We start from the raw sequence: 18,916 nt of genomic DNA, 5'->3' as shown, positions 1-18,916 counted from the left end.
CGGAAAGAGCGTGATTAAAAACCTGACAAATTGGCGATTAATTAACTCAATACTTCCTTCTGCAATCGATGTCTCATTTTTTAGCTCGGCAATCACATCCCTGTAACCCGGTGCGACCCGCACCGGACAAGGCTCGGCGCAAACTCGCCCTAAAGTCGAAATAGGGCTTAAGCCATTGAGTTAATAACACTCAACGGTTATTAGGCTCCGGGCCGGCCGTTATTTTACTTCAATTAAAGCCTTGGTGATAAGTTCACTGAAAAAATAAATGACTCGGATATTACGAGCAGAGCTATTTTCTATTTAAATCAATTTAGTAAGATTATTCTCAAAATACCTGTTTACAATTATGGTTTCATTTCCTTACATCATTTATTCCCACAATTTTTACTGTGAAAAAGCGCCCCTTCGCAACAAATAATGCAACTCATTGTTTTTAATTGAATAATTTAAACTCATCCACTTTTAATCCCTTCGCGCCATATTCCCTAGCCTGAGCTCAGCACAAAAACCACGCAACGCCCTTAAATAAAAATATTCAGCTACTTAGCCAATTCAAGACAGAAGTGTAAACTACAAGAAGAAGAAAACACCAGATTTAACAACTAAAAAATAACAAATTAACAGAATATTAACCAATAATCATGGAGATTGCATCATGCTTTCGCCTGTTGCTCACTGGCGCAGCGCCGCTGCCGATACCTTTGCACTGGTGGTGTACTGCTTCATCGCCGGTATGGCGATAGAAATTCTGGTGTCCGGCATGAGCTTTCAACAATCACTCTCGTCCCGTTTGCTGTCGATCCCGGTAAATATCCTGATCGCCTGGCCTTATGGGCGCTATCGCGATCTGTTTATTCGTGTCGCCAGGCGCTTCCATCGCCCCCCCTTTTTACTGCGTAACCTGGCCGATCTGTTGGCCTATGTCAGTTTCCAATCACCGGTCTATGCCGCCATCTTATGGAGCGTCGGCGCTGATGGGCAACAAATCATCACGGCGGTGACCAGCAACGCAGTGGTATCAATGGCAATGGGCGTGGTGTATGGCTATTTTCTCGAATACTGCAGAAGGTTGTTCAGGGTGGCGGGCTACGTGTGAAGCAGGAGCGCAACGGGGCGCTCCTGTTTGGGCTTATTTCCGGCTAAGGCTGCCGCGGCGGAACAAATTACGGCGAATACGCGTCAGACCCGGCTTGGGTTTACGCGGCTCATCCAGGCTGGCCAGTACCAGTTCAAGTACCCGCTCGGCCACGTCACGGTGGCGCTGAGCGACCGCCAGAACCGGACACTCAAGGAAGTCCAACAGCTCGTGATCGCCGAAGGTAGCGATGGCCAGATCGGTCGGCAAACGGCCTCGTTGCTTCAGCGTCACATCCATCACCCCTTGCAGTAAAGAGAATGAGGTAGTGAACAACGCCTGGGGCATTGGATGGGTTTTCAGCCATTCGGCAAACAGTACGCCGGCCGCCTCACGCTCATAGCTGTTGGCATACAGATAATCGACGTGTCTTTCGTCATCCTGCCAGGCTTCGCGGAAGCCCTGTTCACGCAGGAAGCTGACGGAAAGCTCCGGCAATGCTCCCAGATACAGTACCGACTCCGCCGGGAAGGTGCGAAGTTCTTGCGCCAGTGCGAAGGAGTCCTCTTGATCGGCCCCTACCACGCTGATGAAATGCTCGCGATCCAGCGCCCGATCCAGTGCGATAATCGGCAGCGGATCATTGGCCCAGCGTTGATAGAACGGATGCTCCGGCGGCAAGGCGGTGGAAACAATCAACGCGTCGACCTGGCGTTGCAACAGATGCTCAATACAGCGCATTTCGTTATCCGGCTGATCTTCCGAACAGGCAATCAACAGTTGGTAACCGCGCTGACGGGCCTGACGCTCCAGATAATTGGCGATGCGGGTATAGCTGGTGTTTTCCAGATCCGGTATCACCAGACCGATAGAACGAGTTCGCCCGGCGCGCAGCCCTGCCGCGACGGCATTCGGGTGATAGTTGTGCTCCCTGACCACGGCCATCACTTTTTCGACGGTTTTATCGCTGACACGATACTGCTTCGCCTTGCCGTTGATGACATAACTGGCCGTGGTGCGCGAAACGCCTGCGAGACGCGCGATTTCATCCAGTTTCACGTAAACCCCTTAATGACGCTGAAAATAGAAGTGAAAGCCATGCTCGGATTAACCATCGCATCCTGTGCGGTTATTCAATCCAGCCTCTGCGATCTAACAGCAGAAAACACTGCCTAGCAACCGCTTTTGCCGAAAGGTGCCAGCAAACGGGCAAAAAACACCGAAAAACAAAGGGCGCACCCTGGCTGCGCCCTCAGACTGATGACAAACCTCATTCCTGCCCAGAGCGAGTAGAGGTTGATAAATAAAAAATCAGGAAAATCAATTTATTGATTTTCGTCCGATCACCACAAAACAGGAAAAACCACGCTTTTTCCTGTTTTGTCAGCAACCTAAGGGCGCAGCCTGGCCGCGCCCTTAGATTATGCCAATATCACGCCTCAGCGCATGATTCTATCGCCGCGTGACACGCCGACCACACCGGAACGCGCCACTTCAACAATTTCGGCCACTTCACGCACCGCGCTCAGGAACGCATCCAGCTTGTCGCTGGTGCCCGCCAACTGAACGGTGTACAGCGTGGCCGTGACGTCAACGATTTGACCGCGGAAAATGTCGGCGCAGCGTTTCACCTCTTCACGGCCATACCCGCTGGCCTGCAGCTTCACCAGCATGATTTCACGCTCAACGTGAGCACCCTGCACCAGTTCGCTAACGCGCAGCACGTCTACCAGCTTATGCAGCTGTTTTTCGATCTGCTCCAATACCTTTTCATCGCCGACGGTTTGAATCGTCATACGTGACAAAGTGGGATCGTCGGTCGGTGCTACCGTCAGGCTTTCAATGTTGTAACCGCGCTGAGAGAACAAGCCCACCACCCGCGATAACGCACCGGATTCATTTTCCAGCAATACAGATAAAATACGGCGCATGATCAGGTCCTCTCCGTTTTGCTTAACCACATTTCGTCCATGCTTCCACCACGAATCTGCATTGGGTAAACATGTTCGGTTTCATCGACGGTCACGTCGACAAACACCAGGCGCTCTTTCTCGGCCAGCGCCTGAGCCAGTTTGCTTTCCAGTTCATCCGGCGTGCGAATGGCGATGCCCACGTGGCCGTAAGCCTCCGCCAGTTTGACGAAGTCGGGCAGGGAATCCATATAAGACTGGGAGTGACGGCCGGAATAAATCATGTCCTGCCACTGCTTCACCATGCCCAGATAGCGGTTGTTAAGATTCACCACGATCACCGGCAGGTTGTATTGCAACGCGGTGGACAGCTCCTGAATGTTCATCTGGATGCTGCCATCGCCGGTGACACAGACCACGGTTTCGTCAGGTAGCGCCAGCTTCACGCCCAGCGCCGCCGGCAAACCAAAGCCCATGGTGCCCAATCCGCCGGAGTTGATCCAACGGCGTGGTTTGTCGAACGGATAGTAGAGTGCGGCGAACATCTGGTGCTGGCCGACATCGGAGGTGACATAAGCGTCCCCCTTGGTCAGCCGATGCAGCGTTTCGATCACTGCCTGCGGCTTAATGGTGCCGCTGTTTTTGTCGTAGCCCAGGCAATCACGCGCACGCCACTGTTCGATAGACTGCCACCAGTCGCGCAATGCGTCGTGATCCTGCGCCTTATCTTCCTGCGCCAGCAGTTCCAGCATCTGGGTCAACACCTGTTTGGCGTCGCCGACAATCGGAATATCGGCATCTACCGTCTTGGAAATTGAGGTAGGGTCAATGTCGATATGCAGCACGGTAGCATTCGGGCAGTATTTGGCCAGGTTGTTGGTGGTGCGATCGTCAAAACGCACGCCGACGGCAAAGATCACGTCAGAATTATGCATGGTTTTGTTGGCTTCATAAGTCCCATGCATGCCGAGCATGCCCACGCTCTGACGATGTGTGCCGGGGAAGGCCCCCAACCCCATCAGGGTACAGGTGACCGGCAGATTCAGCTTCTCCGCCAGTTCCAGCAGCTCTGCGTCACAGGCCGAGTTGATCGCCCCGCCGCCAACGTACATGACAGGCTTTTTAGCCGTCAGAATGGTGTGCAATGCCCGCTTGATCTGCCCGCGATGCCCTTGCACCGTCGGGTTATAGGAACGCATGCTCACTTCCTGCGGATAGGCATAAGGCATTCTCACTGCCGGGCCCACGATGTCTTTCGGCAAGTCGATCACCACCGGTCCAGGTCGACCGGTTGAGGCCAGATAAAAAGCCTTTTTCAGGATGCCGGGGATATCTTCGGTACGTTTGACCAGGAAGCTGTGTTTCACCACCGGGCGCGAAATCCCGACCATGTCGCATTCCTGGAAGGCATCATAGCCAATCAGCGAACTGGGAACCTGACCGGAAAGCACCACCATCGGAATGGAGTCCATATAGGCGGTTGCAATACCGGTGATAGCATTGGTCGCTCCAGGGCCAGAGGTCACCAGCACCACCCCCACTTCACCGGTCGCACGCGCATAGCCATCGGCCATATGCACCGCGCCTTGCTCATGGCGCACCAATATGTGGTCGATACCTCCGACCGTATGCAGGGCGTCGTAAATATCGAGTACCGCCCCGCCCGGATAACCGAATACATGCTTAACGCCTTGATCGATCAACGATCGGACGACCATCTCGGCTCCTGACAACATCTCCATGGGTTTGCCTCCAGGCTAACTTATTCTTATCTGGCACCGGAACGTGGCACCTGTTGTGGGGCAATACCCCAAAATTTTTATGGATTGACTATAACCCATTAACATAACGTCAGAAGATAAGGCAGGCAAACGGCAAAATGGCACAATAACAGAAAGGTTACTGGCAACGGGCTGGGGATCGGGGATTTACAAAAACAATGCACTAGCCGCCGGCAAATCGGGCTAGGCATTGTTTCAGTCAGGTGGAGAATTACAGAACTATATCAGGCAAGAATGATGCTGTTTTTTTAACCGGCTCATCTGTCCCGGCAGCAGGATTAAGTTTTATCCTGGTACATCGAGTCAATCTCACTCTGGTAGCGCTGCAAAATCACCTTACGACGCAACTTGAGTGTTGGCGTCAGCTCACCCAACTCCATCGAAAAGGCCGCCGGCAGCAGGGTAAACTTCTTCACCTGTTCGAACCGAGCCAACTCTTTTTGCATCTCACGCAGACGGCTTTCAAACATTTCCAGAATATGGCTATGGCGCAGCAGTTCAAGCCGATCCTGGTATTTCAGGTTGATGGACTTGGCATATTCTTCCAGCGATTCAAAACTGGGCACAATCAAGGCGGAGACAAATTTGCGGGCATCGGCGATGATCGCCACCTGTTCGATAAAGCGATCCTGCGCCAGCGTGCCTTCAAGCATTTGCGGGGCAATGTACTTGCCGCCAGAAGTTTTCATCAGATCCTTAAGACGCTCGGTGATAAACAGATTTCCCCCTTCATCTATGGCACCGGCGTCACCGGTCTTCAACCAGCCATCGGCAGTAAAGGAGGCGGCGGTTTCCAGCGGCTTATTGAAATAACCACGCATTACCACCGGCCCACGCACCTGAATTTCATTTTCCTCGCCAATACGCACCTCAACCCCCGGCAGCGGCTTGCCAATCGAGCCAAAGCGGAAATTGCCCTCTTCCCAGCAGGAAACGGTGGCGCAGGTCTCGGTCATTCCATAGCCATATTTGATGTTGATGCCCATCGCCTGGAAAAACAGAATGACGTTGTCGTCCAGTTTGGCACCGGCGGCCGGCAAGAAGCGCACCCGCCCACCGAGGATCCCGCGCAGTTTGCTCAGCACCAGTTTGTCGGCCCAGCGGTGGGAAAGATCAAACAGCTTGCCCAGGGGTTTACCGGCACGTTCCTGTAAAAACTTGCGTTCACCACAGACAATCGCCCAATGGAACAGAGCGCGACGCAACCAGGGGGCACGCGCAACTTTCTCGTGCACCGCACTGAAGATTTTTTCGTAGAAACGCGGTACCGCGCACATCAGCGTCGGGCGTACCGCCGTCATGGCTTCACGCACCCAGTCTGTATTCGGCAAAAACACGTTTTGCGCGCCGGAATGCATAATGAAGAAGCTCCAGGCGCGTTCAAACACATGCGACATCGGCAGGAAACTGAGAGAGACATCTTCTTCATTTACCGTCAGCCGCTCATCGTGCAGATAAAGCTGTGCCGCCAGGTTACGGTAATCCAGCATCACCCCTTTGGGTTCGCCGGTGGTACCGGAGGTATAGATCAGCGTGAACAGATCCCGTAAATCACAATCGGCAATACGTTGCTGTAACTGCGATTCAAACGCCGCCAGATCGGCTTCGCGCTCAAAAGTACTCAGGTGCTGAGCAATTTCACAACCGCGCAGATCGGCAGCGTCATCAAATACAATAATGTGGATCAGTTGCGGACAGACACCGCGTAATGCGATGGCTGCGTCCAGTTGAGCCTGCTCGCCAACAAACAGAATGCGGATATCGGCGTCATTAATGATAAAAGCCGCCTGGGCCGGCGTATTGGTGGCATACAGCGGTACGCTGACCCCACGTAACCGCAGCACGGCCAAATCCGCCAGCGACCAGGGCATGCAGTTATTGGCAAAGATCGCGATACGTTCCTGCACGTCGGTACCCAAAGCCAGCAGCGCACTGGCGATGCGGTTGATATGCGTATCGACCTGCCGCCAGGTCAGTTGGCTCTCGCCGCTGGGAGACCATTGGCGAAAAGCTGTGCGATCGGCACGCTGGGAAATTTGGTGCTGTATACGGTGAGTTAAATGGTATTGCAGCAGATTATTGATCATAGCGCCCTGAGCCTGAAATGAATCAAACAGTTAGCGTTGAGCAGGACATCTGGCTCTGCATCTCAGCTTACACGTGTTTACTTTTTTTCGCGCAGTCTACCTACTCTGTGGCGGCGGGAAAAGAGATTTCAGCGTAGAACTGTGAGCTAAAACTCAGGTTAATTTCACCGCATCCTCCAGTTGGACAGAAGGGCAATGAAAAGGTTTTATTTAGCTCACAAAATGGGGGGTCGACAGGCTTCGGGGGAAACAGATAAAAACACCAGCTGGAATAAATATATCAGCATATAATTTTATAATGGTAATTTTTAATGAAACTATCGAAATATTTCGGAAGCGGTTAATTTAGCTCAGGTAAGCCAAGATATATCTTAGATAAACCCAAGATAATTCTTAGCTAACGCACGGAAAAATTATTCCCCCAATGGAAAACTACCACCTCGGGGGTAATAACAAGCTAATTTATTCAGTCAACTCTGACTGGCCAAGCATCACTTTCATCCATTGATGCCCCTTATCCCGTTCAGCCGACTCATGCCAGGAAAGATAACAGGTCACCTTGTTTTCATTCCAGGGTAAAGGAATAAAACGCAGCTTCAATAATTCAGCCTGCTGTCGAGCCAGCCAGGCCGGAACAATGGCAATCATGTCAGTACTGGATACTATATTCAGCACGCTGTATAAATCAGTACACTGTTGAGCCACGACTCGTTGCATGGCTTCTTCTATATAGTAGGGTTTGCTGAAAGAGTAAAAACTCTCGAGTGAAACCACTGCATGTTGCTCCGCCAAGATTTGTTCCGGCGTGATGGACTTATCTAGTCTCGGATGTTTCCTGGAAACCACCAGCACCAACTCGTCATCAAAAAGCGCCATACTTTTAAACTCTGAAGATTCAAAGCTGGCATAGCCAACAACGAACTCAACCTCCTGGTAGCGTAATTGGTTATCGATGTTATTGGTTATATATGATTTTATTTTCAAATGGGTATGAGGCGCTATTTCTCTCATGTGATTGATTATGGTAGCCCCCAAACGCAAATCAAGCGGGCTGCAAATGGCGATAGAGAAGACTCGCTCGCTGGTAAAGGGCTCAAACTCCGCGCCGGGCAACTCATTTTGCACCAACTGCAACGCCTGACGAACCGGCCCAAACAGTTGCTTAGCCCGCACCGTGGGCTGGATCCCACGCCCACAGCGGACGAACAGCTCATCATTAAACATCAGCTTTAAACGTGCAACGGCGTTGCTCACTGCCGGCTGCGACATCCCCAAAAAACTCGCTGCCCGGGTAATATTCTGCATCTGCATAACGGCATCAAACACGGTGAGCAAATTCAGATCGACGCTGCGTAAATGCAGTTCGCTGGTTTCTTTATCGATAACAACTCCTGAATTACATTCCGACATATCCCACTCCACTAAGTCCTGTGTAGATAATTCCCCGCGCATAATAAAAATGACAAGGCATCGCCATCTTAATCTCATACGGTAGAATTAGTTATCTCTTGCTCCATTCATTTAAAACCGAGCTCAAGCATCATCCTATATACAAACATGGTTAAGGTTTTGTTCTAATACATATTAAGTTCATTTCTTCTAACAGAGAGTAATCTCGTACTGCATCAAAATAGACGTTACTGCAATAGACCATAGTCTCGCTATCATTTACCAGTTATCCTTAATCACATCGTTAAATACAGCGTTCACGATCACACTCCATTCATTAGCGCACATTATCTTCATCCTCTAATACCAATCAGATTTATGATTAATTCACAAAATACATAACTGACTGCCAACGCATTGATATCAAGAATACAAAACTCACACTTTTAATTTTCCCTAGCACGCCTTCAGCAGTTTTGCATCTTTAATTTTAACCCAATCAACATCAGAAGCAATTGCGGCGATATATATTCATTTAATTTATGCTAACAGGCTCGCAAATCCTCCCTTACTTTTTATCTGACAATACCATTTTTTACCGAATTATCCTCTGATCGCACAGGCCCGTTAATCTGAAGGTAAAGGAGTACCCTCATTTTCAATCAGGTGTTGACATAACCAAGCCAATAACGTATCAAATTAGGCAACGAAACTATTTTAGAGAAGCTGAACCGCCATGAACTCTACTTTCCGTCTACTAGGCCTACTACTTAACGCATCTTGTTTGCGCGGTATGCCGGTGGACGCAGTTCAGAGCTGATTCAGCCCACCTCATAACAAACCCGCGCTACTGCGCGGGTTTTTTTTTACCCGCTTAGCGTGAAATAAACACGATAAGGAACCACCCTGATGAGCCAACAAGTCATTATTTTCGATACAACGCTGCGTGATGGTGAACAAGCGCTGCAAGCCAGCCTGAGCGTGAAAGAGAAGATTCAGATCGCGATGGCGCTGGAAAGAATGGGTGTCGACGTCATGGAAGTCGGCTTCCCGGTCTCCTCGCCGGGCGATTTTGAATCGGTGCAAACCATCGCCCGCCAGATTAAAAACAGCCGCGTATGTGGCCTGGCCCGTTGCGTGGATAAAGATATCGACGTCGCAGCCGAAGCATTGCGCGTAGCCGAAGCCTTCCGTATTCACGTGTTCCTGGCCACCTCAACCCTGCATATTGAATCAAAACTGAAGCGCTCGTTCGACGAAGTGCTGGAGATGGCGATCCGCTCGGTGAAACGCGCCCGTAATTACACCGACGACGTAGAATTCTCTTGTGAAGACGCAGGCCGTACACCAATCGATAACCTGTGCCGCGTGGTAGAAGCCGCCATTAACGCCGGTGCCACCACCATTAACATTCCTGATACCGTGGGTTACACCACGCCGAACCAGTTTGGTGGCATTATTACTACCCTGTATGACCGCGTACCGAATATCGATAAAGCCATTATCTCTGTGCACTGCCACGACGACCTGGGTATGGCGGTCGGCAACTCCATTGCCGCGGTGCAGGCGGGTGCTCGCCAGGTAGAAGGCACCTTGAACGGCATTGGTGAGCGCGCGGGTAATACCTCGCTGGAAGAAGTGATCATGGCGATCAAAGTGCGCCAGGACATCATGAACGTGCACACCAACATCAACCATCAGGAAATCTTCCGCACCAGCCAAATCGTCAGCCAGCTGTGCAACATGCCGATCCCTGCCAACAAGGCTATCGTGGGTTCCAATGCCTTCGCTCACTCTTCTGGCATTCATCAGGACGGCGTGCTGAAAAATCGTGAAAACTACGAAATCATGTCACCACAGACCATAGGTCTGAAAGATGTGCAGTTGAACCTGACCTCTCGTTCCGGCCGCGCCGCGGTGAAACACCGTATGGAAGAGATGGGCTACAAAGAGCAGGACTACAACCTGGACAATCTGTACGCCGCCTTCCTGAAGCTGGCCGATAAGAAAGGTCAGGTATTCGATTACGATCTGGAGGCTCTGGCCTTCATTAATAAACAGCAGGAAGAACCCGAGCATTTCAGCCTGGACTACTTCAGCGTGCAGTCAGGCAGCAGCATCATGGCCACCGCATCGGTGAAATTGATCTGTGGCGAAGAAGAAAAGGCCGAAGCGGCCACCGGTAATGGGCCGGTTGACGCGGTTTATCAGGCCATCAATCGCATTACCGGTTATCCCATCGAACTGGTGAAGTACCAGTTAACCGCCAAAGGCCAGGGCCGTGACGCACTGGGCCAGGTAGATATCGTGGTGTCCTATAACGGCCGCCGCTTCCACGGCGTGGGTCTGGCGACCGACATCGTGGAATCCTCCGCCAAGGCGATGGTGCACGTATTGAACAACATTTGGCGCTCCCAGCAGGTAGAAAAAGAAAAACAGCGTCTGCAGCAAAGCAAACATCAAAATAATCAGGAAACGGTGTGAACATGACGAAGACTTACCACATTGCCGTCTTGCCCGGAGACGGAATCGGCCCGGAAGTAATGGCCCAGGCGCGTAAAGTGTTGAACGCAGTGCGTCAGCGCTTTGATATCCGCATCACCGAATCAGAGTATGACGTCGGTGGCATCGCCATCGATCGCCATGGCAGCCCGCTGCCCCCGGCCACCCTCGCCGGTTGCGAGCAGGCCGACGCTATCCTGTTCGGCTCGGTCGGTGGCCCGAAGTGGGAACACCTGCCGCCAGCGGAACAGCCTGAGCGTGGCGCTTTGCTGCCGTTGCGTAAACACTTCAAACTGTTCAGCAACCTGCGCCCTGCCCGTTTGTATCAGGGTCTGGAAGAGTTCTGCCCACTGCGCGCCGATATCGCCGCCCGCGGTTTCGATATTCTGTGCGTGCGTGAACTGACCGGCGGCATCTACTTTGGCCAGCCGAAAGGCCGCGAAGGCCAGGGCCAGCAGGAGCGCGCCTTCGATACCGAGGTGTATCACCGCTTCGAGATCGAGCGCATTGCCCGCATCGCCTTCGAGTCTGCCCGCAAGCGTCGCAACAAAGTGACCTCGATTGATAAGGCCAACGTACTGCAAAGCTCCATTTTGTGGCGCGAAGTGGTTAATCAGGTCGCCCAGGATTACCCGGACGTGTCGCTGTCGCACATGTACATCGACAACGCCACCATGCAGTTAATCAAAGACCCGTCGCAGTTCGACGTGCTGCTGTGTTCCAACCTGTTCGGCGACATTCTGTCCGACGAATGCGCGATGATCACGGGTTCGATGGGCATGCTGCCTTCCGCCAGCCTGAACGAACAGGGCTTTGGTCTGTATGAGCCGGCCGGTGGTTCAGCGCCGGATATCGCGGGTAAAGGCATTGCCAACCCGATCGCCCAAATCCTGTCTGCCACCCTGTTGCTGCGTTACAGCCTGGGCGCTACAGAGGCGGCCGACGCCGTTGAGCACGCCATCAATCAGGCACTGGAACAAGGTTACCGCACCGCCGATCTGGCCGGTGTCGGCCCAGCTATCAGCACCGATGAAATGGGTGACATCATCGCCCGCTTTGTCGCCCAGGGGGCATAACATGTCTAAAACTTTATATCAGAAATTATACGATGCCCACGTGGTCTACTCAGCACCGGAAGAAACCCCGCTGTTGTATATCGATCGCCACCTGGTACACGAAGTGACTTCACCGCAGGCATTCGACGGCCTGCGTGCCATGGGCCGAAAAGTGCGCCAGCCGGGCAAGACTTTTGCCACCATGGACCACAACGTCTCTACCCAAACCAAAGACATCAACGCCAGCGGCGAGATGGCTCGCATTCAGATGCAGGAACTGATCAAGAACTGCGAAGAGTTTGGCGTCTTGCTGTATGACCTGAACCACCCGTATCAGGGCATCGTACACGTGATCGGCCCAGAGCAGGGCATGACGCTGCCGGGTATGACCATCGTCTGCGGCGACTCCCACACCGCGACTCACGGGGCTTTCGGTTCGCTGGCGTTTGGTATCGGCACCTCTGAAGTGGAGCACGTGCTGGCAACTCAAACCCTGAAGCAGGGCCGCGCCAAGACCATGAAAATTGAAGTAACCGGCGACGCGGCCGATGGCATCACCGCCAAAGACATCGTGTTGGCGGTGATCGGCAAAACCGGCAGCGCCGGCGGCACCGGCCACGTAGTGGAATTCTGTGGCAAGGCCATTCAGGCGTTGAGCATGGAAGGCCGCATGACGCTGTGCAATATGGCGATCGAAATGGGTGCCAAAGCCGGGCTGGTTGCGCCGGACGACACCACCTTTGATTACCTGAAGGGCCGCCAGTTTGCGCCAACCGGCGACAACTGGGAACAGGCCGTTGCCTACTGGCGCACGCTGAAATCCGATGACGATGCCAAATTCGATACCGTCGTCACCCTGCGCGCGGAAGACATCGCGCCACAGGTGACCTGGGGCACCAACCCTGGGCAGGTTATCGCCGTCAACCAGACCATCCCCGCCCCTGAGTCATTCAGCGATCCGGGTGAGCGTGCCTCGGCCGAAAAAGCCCTGGCCTATATGGATCTGAAACCGGGCATCAAGCTGACGGAAGTGCCGATCGACAAAGTATTTATCGGTTCCTGCACCAACTCACGCATTGAAGACCTGCGTGCAGCGGCTGCCATCGCCAAAGGCCGCAAGGTTGCCAGCGGTGTTCAAGCCATCGTGGTTCCCGGCTCCGGCCCGGTAAAAGCGCAGGCGGAAGCCGAAGGCCTGGATAAAATCTTTATCGATGCCGGTTTTGAATGGCGCCTGCCGGGCTGTTCGATGTGTCTGGCGATGAACAACGACCGCCTGAACCCCGGCGAACGCTGTGCCTCCACCAGCAACCGTAACTTTGAAGGGCGTCAGGGCCGCGGTGGGCGTACTCACCTGGTCAGCCCGGCAATGGCCGCTGCGGCCGCTATTGCCGGTCATTTCGCCGATATCCGTGACATTCACTAAGGAAGGCTACCGTGGCTAAATTTACTCAACATACCGGTTTAGTGGTGCCTTTGGATGCGGCGAACGTCGATACCGATGCCATTATTCCAAAACAGTTTTTGCAGAAGGTGACACGCACCGGTTTTGGTCAGCACCTGTTTAACGACTGGCGTTTTCTGGATGATGCCGGCCAGCAGCCAAACCCGGAGTTTGTACTGAACAAACCGCGCTACAAAGGTGCCAGCATTTTGCTGGCCCGTGAAAACTTCGGCTGCGGCTCATCACGCGAGCACGCGCCCTGGGCGCTGACCGACTACGGCTTTAGAGTGGTGATTGCCCCCAGCTTTGCCGATATCTTCTACGGCAACTCGCTCAACAACCAGCTGCTGCCGGTTAAGCTGAGCGAACAAGACGTGGAAGCGCTGTTCCAGCTGGTGGCTGCCAACGAAGGCATTGAATTTGAAGTTGATTTGGAAAACCAGACGGTCAAGGCCGGGGACAAAAGCTATCCGTTCGAGATCGACAGCTTCCGCCGCCACTGCATGATTAACGGGCTGGACAGTATCGGCCTGACGCTGCAACACGAAGCGGATATTTCCCGCTACGAGGCGCAGCAGCCCGCCTTCCTGAACTGATATGAATCACCCGCCGCCAGGCGGGTGTTTATTTATTACCAGTACCCCAGCCACTTCCACCAGGCCCCGCCAATCAATATCCAAATCAGCAGGTTGACCACGCTCATCACAAAACCGGCTTTCCACCACTCACCCAAGGTCGCATAGCCGGAGCCAAAGACAATCGGTGCCGTGCCGGTACCATAGTGGGTCAGCGACATCATCAGCGAGGAAGAGAACGCCAGAATCAGGCCCAGCAGCGCGGGCGGAGCGCCGAGTGCAATCCCTGCGGCAAAGAACGCGGCAAACATCGCGGTGACGTGCGCAGTGGTGCTGGCAAAGAAGTAATGCGAATACAGATAGATAAGGGTCAGCAGGATAGTGCCGCCAACCCAACTCATCCCCATATGATCAATCCCACTGCCCACGGTTTGCGACAGCCAGCCGATCAACCCCAACTTGCCGAGGAAGCTGGCCATCATCACCAGCGCGGAGAACCACACCACCGTGTCCCAGGCTCCCTTGTGCTTAAGCACATCTTCCCAGCTCAACACCCCGGTCGCCAGCAGTACCGCCAACCCAATCAGCGCCGCCGTGGTTGGGTTAACCGCCAGCGCCGGGCCGAAGAACATCGCCGGAATACCGGCCCACAGCACTAACAGCAGGGCAAACACCGCCAGCGTGATTTTCTCCGGCAGCGTTACCGGCCCCAGGGCCTGCAGCTTTTCACGGGCGAAACGCGGCGCGTCCGGGGTGCTTTTCACCTCCGGCGGGTAGATCAAATAAATCACCAAGGGCATGACAATCAGTGAGCACAACCCCGGTACCAGTGCCGCCACGGCCCACATTGACCAGGACAGCTCGAAGTTGCCATGAGTGCCCTTGGCAATCAGGCTGACGATCAACGGGTTCGGCGCGGTAGCGGTGATAAACATCGCCGAAGTGATCGGGTTGATATTGTAATTCACCAGCGACAGATAGCGGCCAATCTTGCCGGAGGTATTAAGCTCGGGTTTGGAGCCAAAGCTGTCGGCAATCGACTTCATGATTGGATGGATAATCCCGCCGCCACGCGCGGTGTTACTTGGGGTCACCGGTGCCAGGGTGGTTTCCGCCAGCGTCAATGCATAGGCGATCCCCAGCGTCTTTTTACCGAACAGCGAAATGAAGTAATAACCGATACGCGCCCCCAGCCCGGTTTTGTTCAGGCTGAGTGAGATCATGATCGAAAAACCAATCAGCCAGATCAACTGATTGGAAAATCCGCTGAGCGCATCATTGAGCGCAGCACCGGGTTTGCCAGGGTTGGTAACGCCGGTTACCGCCACCAGCGCGATCGCCACTACCGAAACGGCACCGATAGGCATGGCTTTGCCGATGATGGCAATGATGGTGCCGATAAACAGCGCCAGCAAATGCCAGGCATTGGGTTCCACGCCTTCAGGCACGGGGATCACAAACCAGATGAGTAAAGCGGCGACGACGGCACACAGGGAAGGAACAGGCTTGAGCGGCGTTAGTTTATCCATAACATACCCACTTTTCTAAACGGATCGGCATCTTGGCAGCAAGATGTTCGGGAACGCGCTCATCGCGTTCCGGGTCCGTTCAGCTTGGGGGGTTGGCGTAATGTTCTCAATGACATGCGTCAAGGATGGTGACGTTTAAGCTCACACTTCCCGCACGCGGGCACTCATCCACAGTGCCGCTACCGCCAGGAGAGTCGCCAACCAGTAAACCGCATAGTGCCCGAGGTTTTCCACCAGCGCCCCCTGCAGCACCCCGGCCAGGATCACCCCGGTGGAAATACTGTTGGTAAACAGCGTGGTTGCCGCGCCCGGTCGCCCCGGCATCAGGTCCTGGAAATAGAGCATGCCAATACCGGCGATGATGCCGATAAATATGGCGTTGAACAGCTGTAGTACCATTAACGCCAGCTTAAATTTAAACACCACCAATCCGGCATAAAACAGGATACCGGCCGCCACGGCGAACAGCATCATATTGCGCTTGCCGAACCTTTTGACGTAGTAACCCGCCAGTAACATCGCCGGGATCTCCAGCCCGGCGGCCGTGCCCATCAGCAGCCCGGCAAGGTTTTCCGGCAGGCCCAGATCGGCGGTGATATACAGCGGCATATCGATGATATACATGGTGTTGCAGGTCCACATCAGCATCGAGGCAATAAACAAACGGCGTACATCGCGGTTGCGCCAGGCGCTGACGGGGGCAATCGGAGCCGAAGCCGTGGCATTCAGCGTCGCACTATTCTGCTCCGCACGCGGCACCGAAGGCAGGGTAAACCACACCAGCAATGCACAGATCGCGAAGGTCGCAGCGGCAATCATGAACATCGCGGTAAATCCGTAGTTCAGCGCCAGCGTAAACGACAACGGCGGGCCAATCACCCAGGCCAGAGACAGTTGCGCACGCATCACCGAGCTGAACATCACCACTTCGCGCGCCGAGCTGTCGGCATATTCCCGTGCCAGCGCAAAAATCTGCGGCATCGCGGTATTGGCAATCGCCGACAGCAAGACCCCGGCGGTGATCAGCGTCAGGTAGTCACGGTTAAAGGCAAACAGCAGGCAGTTACCGACCGCCATCAGGCAGCACAGCAAAATCAATTTACGTCGATCGCCGCGCGTATCCGAACGCTTGGCCAACAGGAAACTGACCGCGATGCCGACGATGGCATTAACGGTATAAAACAGGCCAACCCACAGCGGCCGCACCTTAACCTCGGTGGTCAGGAACAGGCTCAGCGTCGGCGCCAAAAGCGCGCCGGCAATGCCGGAAAGAAAGGCAATCAGCAGGAATGCGGCAAAGACTGGATTAAAGCGGCGTGGCAGCCAGCGCTGACGTTTCATCTCTTCGTTCCTGACCCTAAAGCGGAAGACAGAACCTTAGGCTACGGTGACAAAATTGCAAGAACATCCCCGCGACCGAGAATAAAAAAACCAGTGGGTATGACCCCACTGGCTGGTGAACAACACCATTACTCAGAAACCTTTTCTACCCGAGCCTCACAGGTGCTCACGGTATTGCTTATCCGTCATGGAGTGGATGTCCCACTGGGTCAGATGGGCCAGCATCTCCAGCCGCGCCTGCTCAGGCACCAGCTTCAACCAATCGGCCCGCTGGCGACGCACCGCGCTGAAATAGCGCTGATAGAACTGTTTTGACAAGAAAACTTTCATCCGTCGCCCTCCCCCTTTCATTGAAGAAAATTATCGGCGTAATATAGGGAAAGATAAATTGATGGGTTGATGCCGGAGCGTTCCTCTTTTATGTCCACCTCCAGATTGCAACAGCAGTTCATTCGCCTGTGGCAGCGCTGCCACGGCGAGCCGACCGAAACTACCCTGCAGGAGCTGGCCGAAGTGCTCAGCTGTTCGCGCCGCCATGTGCGTTCGCTACTGGGTGCCATGCAGCAGCAGGGCTGGCTGACCTGGCAGGCCGAGTCCGGGCGCGGCAAGCGTTCACGTCTCACCTTTCACTACACCGGTCTGGCACTGCAACAGCAACGGGCGGAAGAGTTGCTGGAGCAAGACCGTATCGATCAACTGGTGCAACTGGTCGGCGATAAAAACGTGGTGCGCCAGATGTTGCTGTCCCAACTGGGGCGCAGCTTTCGTCAGGGGAAACACATCCTGCGGGTACTCTACTATCGCCAGTTGTATAACCTGCTGCCCGGTTCGGCGCTGCGACGCTCGGAAACCCATCTGGCACGGCAGATTTTCAGCGGCCTGACGCGCATAAATGAGGAAAACGGGGAACTTGAGTCTGACCTTTCGCATCACTGGCAGGCTTTAACCCCGCTGCATTGGCGTTTTTATCTCCGCCCGGCAATTCATTTTCACCATGGGCGCGAGCTGGAAATGGAGGATGTCATCAGTTCGCTCAATCGATTGATGCCGCAGCCGTTGTTTTCCCATATTGAACGAGTGACCTCACCGACGCCTTATGTGATCGACGTGCATCTGCACAGTCCCGATTACTGGCTACCGTGGCTGCTGGGCAGCGTACACGCGATGATCCTGCCGCGCGAATGGCAGAGCCTGCCGGAATTCTCTCGCCACCCGGTGGGCACCGGGCCGTATAGCGTGGTACGCAACCACCGCAGCCAGATGAAAATCCACGCTTTTGACGATTACTTTGGCTACCGCGCGCTGATCGATGAGGTAAATATCTGGGTACTGCCGGAAGTGACCGAAGAACTGGTGCATTCCGGCGTCCAGTTGCAGGCGGACGACACCGGCAAAAACGAACTGGAAAGCCGGCTGGAAGAAGGCTGTTATTTCCTGCTGTTCGATCAGCGTTCGCCAGTGGCGGCCGATCCGGCCATTCGCAATTGGCTGTGCGAGTTGATCAACCCCATTGCGCTGCTGAGCAATGCCGGGCCGGTTTATCAACGCTATTGGTCACCGGCCTACGGCCTTCTGCCGCGCTGGCATCACAACCGCGCACTGGCACAACTCCCCAAACCGGACGGGCTGACCGAACTGACGTTGACTTACTACAGCGAGCACTCGGAGTTCCACGCCATTCAGTTGGCGATCGAACCCCTGCTGGCGCAGCAGGGAATCAAGCTGAAGATACAAGTCGTGGATTACGACACCTGGCATAAAGGCGAAGCCAGCAGCGATCTGTGGCTAGGCAGCGCCAACTTCTATCTGCCACTGGAGTTTTCGCTGTTCGCCACCCTGTATGAACTGCCGTTGATGCAGCACTGCATGAATGAAGATCTCGCTGAGGATGCCGCGATGTGGCGCGCCAATAGCCTGCCGCTGGCCGATTTTTGCCAGCGCCTGGTCAGCAACCATCAGTTACACCCGCTGTTCCACCACTGGTTGCAACTGCATGGCCAGCGCAGCATGCGCGGCGTGCGGATGAATACCCTGGGCTGGTTTGATTTTAAATCCGCCTGGTTTGCGCCGCCGGAAGCATAAGCGCCTTTCACCGACGCCCGTTAGTCTTTACAATGGCGCCGTCTCAACGGGGTGCAAAATGCGGCGTGCCGATTTTGCTGAGAACAAACCCGTCGAACCTGATCCGGTCAATACCGGCGGAGGGATTTGAGCCCAGCGAACCGGCA

At 54.1% G+C, this 18,916-nt stretch carries 14 protein-coding genes and 1 riboswitch; of the genes, 6 read left to right on the top strand and 8 right to left on the bottom strand.

Annotation, left to right across the window (positions count from 1 at the left end):
• Positions 1-658 precede the first annotated feature (658 nt).
• The gene (locus tag FCL49_RS15510; protein WP_174354264.1) at positions 659-1,099 is read left to right on the top strand and encodes an L-alanine exporter AlaE; all 441 of its coding nucleotides are present in this window, start codon (positions 659-661) and stop codon (positions 1,097-1,099) included.
• A 33-nt stretch (positions 1,100-1,132) separates the two neighbouring features.
• Here the strand turns inward: FCL49_RS15510 and cra are convergent, their stop codons facing one another.
• The 5 genes from cra to leuO all read right to left on the bottom strand — a co-directional run bounded on the left by cra (position 1,133) and on the right by leuO (position 8,266).
• A complete protein-coding gene (gene cra / locus FCL49_RS15505) occupies positions 1,133-2,137 on the bottom strand; it encodes a catabolite repressor/activator (RefSeq protein WP_085120221.1) in 1,005 nt (334 codons plus the stop codon).
• A 380-nt stretch (positions 2,138-2,517) separates the two neighbouring features.
• On the bottom strand, positions 2,518-3,009 hold the full coding sequence (ilvN, locus tag FCL49_RS15500; protein WP_174354263.1) for an acetolactate synthase small subunit: 492 nt from the start codon (positions 3,007-3,009) through the stop codon (positions 2,518-2,520).
• A gap of 2 nt (positions 3,010-3,011) precedes the next feature.
• Positions 3,012-4,730: an acetolactate synthase 3 large subunit gene (gene ilvI, locus FCL49_RS15495; RefSeq protein WP_174354262.1), complete on the bottom strand. Its 1,719-nt coding sequence runs from the start codon at positions 4,728-4,730 to the stop codon at positions 3,012-3,014.
• Positions 4,731-5,047: 317 nt separating this feature from the next.
• Positions 5,048-6,856: an AMP-dependent synthetase/ligase gene (locus tag FCL49_RS15490; RefSeq protein ID WP_174354261.1), complete on the bottom strand. Its 1,809-nt coding sequence runs from the start codon at positions 6,854-6,856 to the stop codon at positions 5,048-5,050.
• Positions 6,857-7,318: 462 nt separating this feature from the next.
• Entirely contained in the window at positions 7,319-8,266 is a 948-nt protein-coding gene (leuO, locus tag FCL49_RS15485; protein WP_174354260.1) for a transcriptional regulator LeuO, read from the bottom strand.
• 888 nt (positions 8,267-9,154) lie between these two features.
• Between leuO and leuA the strand changes: the two genes are divergently transcribed.
• From leuA to leuD, 4 genes are read left to right on the top strand one after another with little or no spacing between them, the layout of a single operon-like run.
• On the top strand, positions 9,155-10,729 hold the full coding sequence (gene leuA / locus FCL49_RS15475; RefSeq protein ID WP_017891594.1) for a 2-isopropylmalate synthase: 1,575 nt from the start codon (positions 9,155-9,157) through the stop codon (positions 10,727-10,729).
• A 2-nt stretch (positions 10,730-10,731) separates the two neighbouring features.
• On the top strand, positions 10,732-11,823 hold the full coding sequence (leuB, locus tag FCL49_RS15470; protein WP_174354259.1) for a 3-isopropylmalate dehydrogenase: 1,092 nt from the start codon (positions 10,732-10,734) through the stop codon (positions 11,821-11,823).
• A gap of 1 nt (position 11,824) precedes the next feature.
• Positions 11,825-13,225: a 3-isopropylmalate dehydratase large subunit gene (gene leuC / locus FCL49_RS15465; RefSeq protein ID WP_174354258.1), complete on the top strand. Its 1,401-nt coding sequence runs from the start codon at positions 11,825-11,827 to the stop codon at positions 13,223-13,225.
• Positions 13,226-13,236: 11 nt separating this feature from the next.
• Positions 13,237-13,839, top strand: a complete 603-nt coding sequence (gene leuD, locus FCL49_RS15460; protein WP_174354257.1) for a 3-isopropylmalate dehydratase small subunit — start codon at positions 13,237-13,239, stop codon at positions 13,837-13,839.
• A 35-nt stretch (positions 13,840-13,874) separates the two neighbouring features.
• Here the strand turns inward: leuD and FCL49_RS15455 are convergent, their stop codons facing one another.
• The 3 genes from FCL49_RS15455 to sgrT all read right to left on the bottom strand — a co-directional run bounded on the left by FCL49_RS15455 (position 13,875) and on the right by sgrT (position 17,018).
• Positions 13,875-15,347: a DASS family sodium-coupled anion symporter gene (locus tag FCL49_RS15455; RefSeq protein ID WP_174354256.1), complete on the bottom strand. Its 1,473-nt coding sequence runs from the start codon at positions 15,345-15,347 to the stop codon at positions 13,875-13,877.
• A 141-nt stretch (positions 15,348-15,488) separates the two neighbouring features.
• Positions 15,489-16,688, bottom strand: a complete 1,200-nt coding sequence (locus FCL49_RS15450; RefSeq protein ID WP_174354255.1) for a sugar efflux transporter — start codon at positions 16,686-16,688, stop codon at positions 15,489-15,491.
• A gap of 156 nt (positions 16,689-16,844) precedes the next feature.
• On the bottom strand, positions 16,845-17,018 hold the full coding sequence (gene sgrT / locus FCL49_RS15445; protein ID WP_174354254.1) for a glucose uptake inhibitor SgrT: 174 nt from the start codon (positions 17,016-17,018) through the stop codon (positions 16,845-16,847).
• 90 nt (positions 17,019-17,108) lie between these two features.
• Between sgrT and sgrR the strand changes: the two genes are divergently transcribed.
• A complete protein-coding gene (gene sgrR / locus FCL49_RS15440) occupies positions 17,109-18,770 on the top strand; it encodes an HTH-type transcriptional regulator SgrR (protein ID WP_174354253.1) in 1,662 nt (553 codons plus the stop codon).
• A 37-nt stretch (positions 18,771-18,807) separates the two neighbouring features.
• Positions 18,808-18,913, top strand: a riboswitch (TPP riboswitch).
• The last annotated feature ends 3 nt before the right edge of the window (positions 18,914-18,916 follow it).

The sequence above is a fragment of the Serratia proteamaculans genome (genome assembly GCF_013337185.1).
GTDB classification, from domain to species: domain Bacteria; phylum Pseudomonadota; class Gammaproteobacteria; order Enterobacterales; family Enterobacteriaceae; genus Serratia; species Serratia proteamaculans_D.
This window is presented reverse-complemented; position numbering and strand designations above follow the sequence as displayed.

Bases quoted from the DNA above. Each gene is read 5' to 3' on its own strand.
- FCL49_RS15510 (WP_174354264.1), top strand. From the start codon at position 659: ATGCTTTCGCCTGTTGCTCACTGGCGCAGCGCCGCTGCCGATACCTTT.
- ilvN (WP_174354263.1), bottom strand. From the start codon at position 3,009: ATGCGCCGTATTTTATCTGTATTGCTGGAAAATGAATCCGGTGCGTTA.
- ilvI (WP_174354262.1), bottom strand. From the start codon at position 4,730: ATGGAGATGTTGTCAGGAGCCGAGATGGTCGTCCGATCGTTGATCGAT.
- FCL49_RS15490 (WP_174354261.1), bottom strand. From the start codon at position 6,856: ATGATCAATAATCTGCTGCAATACCATTTAACTCACCGTATACAGCAC.
- leuO (WP_174354260.1), bottom strand. From the start codon at position 8,266: ATGTCGGAATGTAATTCAGGAGTTGTTATCGATAAAGAAACCAGCGAA.
- leuA (WP_017891594.1), top strand. From the start codon at position 9,155: ATGAGCCAACAAGTCATTATTTTCGATACAACGCTGCGTGATGGTGAA.
- leuB (WP_174354259.1), top strand. From the start codon at position 10,732: ATGACGAAGACTTACCACATTGCCGTCTTGCCCGGAGACGGAATCGGC.
- leuC (WP_174354258.1), top strand. From the start codon at position 11,825: ATGTCTAAAACTTTATATCAGAAATTATACGATGCCCACGTGGTCTAC.
- FCL49_RS15455 (WP_174354256.1), bottom strand. From the start codon at position 15,347: ATGGATAAACTAACGCCGCTCAAGCCTGTTCCTTCCCTGTGTGCCGTC.
- FCL49_RS15450 (WP_174354255.1), bottom strand. From the start codon at position 16,688: ATGAAACGTCAGCGCTGGCTGCCACGCCGCTTTAATCCAGTCTTTGCC.
- sgrT (WP_174354254.1), bottom strand. From the start codon at position 17,018: ATGAAAGTTTTCTTGTCAAAACAGTTCTATCAGCGCTATTTCAGCGCG.
- sgrR (WP_174354253.1), top strand. From the start codon at position 17,109: ATGTCCACCTCCAGATTGCAACAGCAGTTCATTCGCCTGTGGCAGCGC.